Here is a 4,849-nt window from a genome sequence, read left to right as displayed (position 1 = left end):
AAAACTAAACCCTTTTTTAATCCTAAAATAGACATCTTGTCTTTGTTTTTAACGACGAATTTCTAGCACGCTTAATGCTCTGTTTAATTGGTTATCGAGTGGAGCTTGGAAACTAACTCTGTCTTCAGTCTTAGGATGAATAAAAGCTAACGAGTAAGCATGTAAAAATAAACGCTTCAACCCCTTTTTATTCATCAGCCCAGTAAACTCAGCATCACCATATTTGTCGTCACAAGCGATGGGATGACCTGCATGCAAGCAATGCACACGTATTTGATGGGTGCGCCCTGTGATCGGTGAAGCTTCAACAAGCGTGGCGCCAACAAATCTATCGAGCACGCGAAAACGAGTTTCAGAGGGTTTGCCTTCGCTATCCACCGACACTAAACGTTCACCGGATTTAAGAATGTTTTTCAACAACGGTGCATTGACTTTATAACGGTTTTCGGGCCACTCCCCTACGACTAATGCTTGATAGCGCTTGTCCATTTTTTTATCGCGAAGTTGCTCATGCAAGTTTTTAAGTGCTGAGCGTTTCTTAGCGATGACTAAGCAACCTGAGGTGTCACGGTCTAAACGATGAACTAATTCTAAGAATCGTGCTTGAGGCCGCAATGCACGAAGCGCCTCAATCACCCCGAAGCTCAATCCGCTGCCTCCGTGCACCGCCATTCCTGATGGCTTATTTAACACAATAAGCAAATCATCTTCGAACAAAATATGAGACTCAAGTGAAGCCACTTTATCCAATTTAGTAGAAGGCGCCTCGTTGGGCTCTGACACACGAATAGGCGGAATACGTAATTGGTCGTGAGCTTGAAGCTTATACTCGGGCTTAACCCGCTTTTTATTAACCCTAATTTCGCCCTTGCGTACGATGCGATAAATAAGGCTCTTTGGTACCCCTTTAAGTAAGGTACGCAAAAAATTATCGATGCGCTGACCCTCAAGGTCTGGCTCGATATCGATAAACTGGACTTTCTGAAATGTAGTATCTGTGATCATCAGAGTATTATAACTGGAAGCCCCCCATGTATGACCAGCACTTTATTCGCTTGCCAGCGTTTAGATTTTAATGTGATAATGCGCCAGTCTTGCTATAGGCACACGCCGAACAAGACAAACAGATGTAATAATCCGTTCTGGTAGCAGTGCGATACAAATAAGTCGTTAAATACTGCCCTATCAATCGCGAAGTGAGTAACTTTTCGTGGATTAGACAAAACAGAACCAAGACATCAGCGATGATAAATAACTATTTGATCGCGGCCGATGTAAAGAATGTAATTGAATTGACAACATACTGGGTTTGTTATGCCCATTTTTTTCAACGCATAACCACCGAGTATTAACCGTTTTAAGAAACGAATTTATATATGTCAGGAAATGCCGAAACTGACACCCAAATGGGAAGTATTTAATACATATATGCGTTAAATAACGCATAAGGTACTTAGGCAGAAACTTAAAATTAGTTAGATACAGCCGCGAGGCTGCATGACAGAAAATTGTCGAAACTCAACGCAGGTCTTTCATCCGTGGCGATCGGTACACCACCGAGTCAATAAGAATGAAAAGAATGTTAATCAATGCAACGCAGCAAGAAGAATTGCGTGTTGCCCTCGTCGATGGTCAAAAGCTTTACGATTTAGACATTGAAAGCCCTGGTCATGAACAGAAAAAAGCCAATATATATAAAGGTACAATTACCCGCGTAGAGCCCAGCCTAGAAGCCGCTTTCGTGGATTACGGCGCAGAGCGTCACGGTTTCCTACCTCTTAAAGAAATCGCCCGCACCTATTTTCCTCAAGGTTATAAATTTGAAGGACGTCCGAATATTAAAGACGTCATCAAAGAAGGCCAGGAAGTTATTATTCAAATCGATAAAGAAGAGCGCGGTCAGAAAGGTGCTGCGTTAACCACTTTTATCAGTTTGGCGGGTAGCTATTTAGTATTGATGCCTAACAACCCAAGAGCCGGTGGCATCTCTCGTCGCATTGAAGGTGATGAACGCACGGATCTAAAACAAGCCCTAAGCAACCTTACTCTACCTGATGGAATGGGTTTAATTGTTCGTACCGCTGGTGTTGGTAAGTCAGCTGAAGAATTACAATGGGATTTGAGTGTTTTATTAACCCATTGGACCGCTATTTCTGAAGCGGCGGAATCTCGCCCAGCTCCTTTCCTAATTCACCAAGAAAGCAATGTTATTGTTCGCGCAATTCGCGACTATCTGCGTCGTGATATTGGTGAAATACTGATTGATAAAACCAGTATTTACGAGCAAGCAATGAAGCACATTGAGTTGGTTCGCCCTGATTTCGCAAATCGTGTAAAGCTGTATCGTGGTGATGTGCCTTTATTCAGCCACTATCAAATTGAAAGCCAAATTGAGTCTGCTTTCCAGCGTGAAGTGCGCTTGCCATCAGGCGGCTCAATCGTTATTGACCCAACCGAAGCCCTTACATCAATCGATATTAACTCTGCCCGCGCAACTAAAGGCAGTGATATCGAAGAGACTGCATTTAATACCAACCTTGAAGCCGCTGATGAAATTGCCCGTCAGTTACGTTTGCGTGATTTAGGTGGTTTGGTTGTCATTGACTTTATTGATATGACGCCTGTACGTCACCAACGTGAAGTGGAAAACCGCATGAAAGACGCGGTAAGACACGATCGTGCTCGAGTGCAATTGGGTCGCATTTCACGTTTCGGTTTACTTGAAATGTCACGTCAACGCTTGCGCCCATCACTAGGGGACTCTGCCCACAATGTATGCCCTCGTTGTAGTGGTCACGGTACCGTGCGCGGGACTGAATCGTTAGCATTGTCAGTACTGCGTATTATGGAAGAGGAAAGCATTAAGGACAACACAGGGCAAATCGAAGCCCAGTTACCTGTTAATGTTGCAACTTACCTGTTGAATGAAAAACGCGGCGCTGTCGCTGGCGTTGAAAAACGTCATAAGGTTCAATTGGTCATTATTCCAAATCCGAACATGGAAACACCTCACTACAACGTTGCCCGTCGTCGCCCTGATGATGCAATTCATGACATGAGTTATAACGTTGAGTTGATGAAAAACGAAGACACCGAAGCAGATAAAGCCGTAACGGCCACACCTGTTAAGGAACAACCTATGCTACAGAGCTTCGTCTCTCCTGCTAAGGCCGCAGCTGTTCAACCTGAAACACCCAAAACGGCTGATGTTGAAAGCGTTTCGTTGCTCTCAAAAATTGCTAGTTGGTTGAAGTCGTTATTCGCGCCAGCGCCTCAACCTGAGCCAGAACCTGAAGTTAAACCTCAGCGTAAGCCGCAACAACGTCGGAATCGAAACAATCCTCGCCGCGGTAAGCAAGGTGACAACCGTTCAGATAATCGTGACGACAACCGCTCTGCGAGCAAAGACGACAATCGTTCAGACAACCGCGATGGCAATGAAAAGCCGAATAATCGTAAGCCTCGTCGCAATGATACTCGTAAACCTCGAAACGATAACAAGTCTCCCAAAGAGGCTAACAACACCACCACTGAGCAAAAGAAAGATCAAAAGCCAGCAGCTCCTCAAAAAGAAGTAAAAGAGCACAAGGTTGCTGAGCGTCGTAAACGTCGTGATAACAGACGTAGCGTGCGTGTAGATGATAGTAAAGAGCAGACAACTAACGCTAAAATTGATACTAGCAATGCTGATATTGAAACCAACAAAAATCATAACGCTCAAGCGGCTGTTGAAGTCGACAGCAAAGTTACCGCAGTATTGGAGCAAACAGCGACACAGGACACTCCTGTTGCTGCAGAAACTCAAGCTCCTGTTGCAGTATCTGCACAAGATATTGAATCACCGAAAAAGTCCAAGGCGAAATCGGAAGAGAAGCGCGCTCAAGAGTCTTCTCACGAGACCCATGAAGACCCGGCTAAACCGGAGTCAATGGATAACACGGGTAACGATAAAGCGGAAAACACAACTCAACGTACCCGCAGTCGTCGTTCACCTCGTCACATTCGTGCTGCAGGTCAAAAGCGTCGTAAAGATGAGGAAGCTCAAGCGACACAAGTCACCGATAATGAGCAAAGCGCTAAGCAAGATGAGTTACAATTTGATGCACCGCAGGCTCAAGTAGCGCTAGTACAAACTGAACAAGCCATCAAAGAGGACGCTATGCCTGTAACGGACTCAGTTGCTGAGGTAGCTATCAGTGCTGATGTGACTCAGCAAGCACCCGCTCAAGGCGACTTATTAACGCAACCAGAGGACACTATTTCCAAAGGTGAAGAAGTTGCTGAAGCGCCTGAGGTAGCTGCAGTTCAAACTATTGATGAGCAATCTGTCACTGAAAACGATACTAGCGTGGAAAGTAACACGCCTGACGATAACGCAAAGGTTGAAACTGTCGCAGCTAAAGTAGACGCGGTTGCAATTGCCCCTGAAGCAGATGAAGTGATTGTGCAAACGACGCAGTCAGCTCCAGAAAAGCGTGAAGAGGAATCTAAACCGGCGATTAAGCCAAAAGCCAAAAAAGCGCCGGCAAAATCAACTAAGGTTAGCGCAAGCGTATCTAAGGCACGTGCTTCACACCCAATGGCTACGCCAGCCAGTGTTGAGCATGAGTTCAATACGTTAAACATTGGCTCGCTAAGTGATGATGCAAGACCGTCTGTAAATGCTTCTGGAAGATCAGCCGCTATGGTAGCTGCATCAACACGTTCTGGGGCGCCGGCTACGAGACCCGCATCACAAGACTAATATTGTTAAACGCGTAAGCGTTCAATAGCGTCAATATAAAACCGCTGTCAGCATGGCTAACAGCGGTTTTTTTATATTCACGATTGCTAATCACGGGATATGCTG

Annotated in this window: 2 protein-coding genes; one reads left to right on the top strand and one right to left on the bottom strand. The window is 45.2% G+C overall.

Annotated elements, in window-relative coordinates; all coding sequences use genetic code 11:
• Positions 1-48: 48 nt before the first annotated feature.
• Entirely contained in the window at positions 49-1,005 is a 957-nt protein-coding gene (rluC, locus tag GMES_RS17340; RefSeq protein ID WP_006994063.1) for a 23S rRNA pseudouridine(955/2504/2580) synthase RluC, read from the bottom strand.
• A 574-nt stretch (positions 1,006-1,579) separates the two neighbouring features.
• Between rluC and rne the strand changes: the two genes are divergently transcribed.
• Entirely contained in the window at positions 1,580-4,744 is a 3,165-nt protein-coding gene (gene rne, locus GMES_RS17335; RefSeq protein WP_006994062.1) for a ribonuclease E, read from the top strand.
• Positions 4,745-4,849 lie beyond the last annotated feature (105 nt).

This window comes from Paraglaciecola mesophila KMM 241, from assembly GCF_000315015.1.
Lineage (GTDB): Bacteria > Pseudomonadota > Gammaproteobacteria > Enterobacterales > Alteromonadaceae > Paraglaciecola > Paraglaciecola mesophila.
Note: the sequence above shows the minus strand (reverse complement) of the source record. Positions and strands in the feature narration are given on the sequence as shown.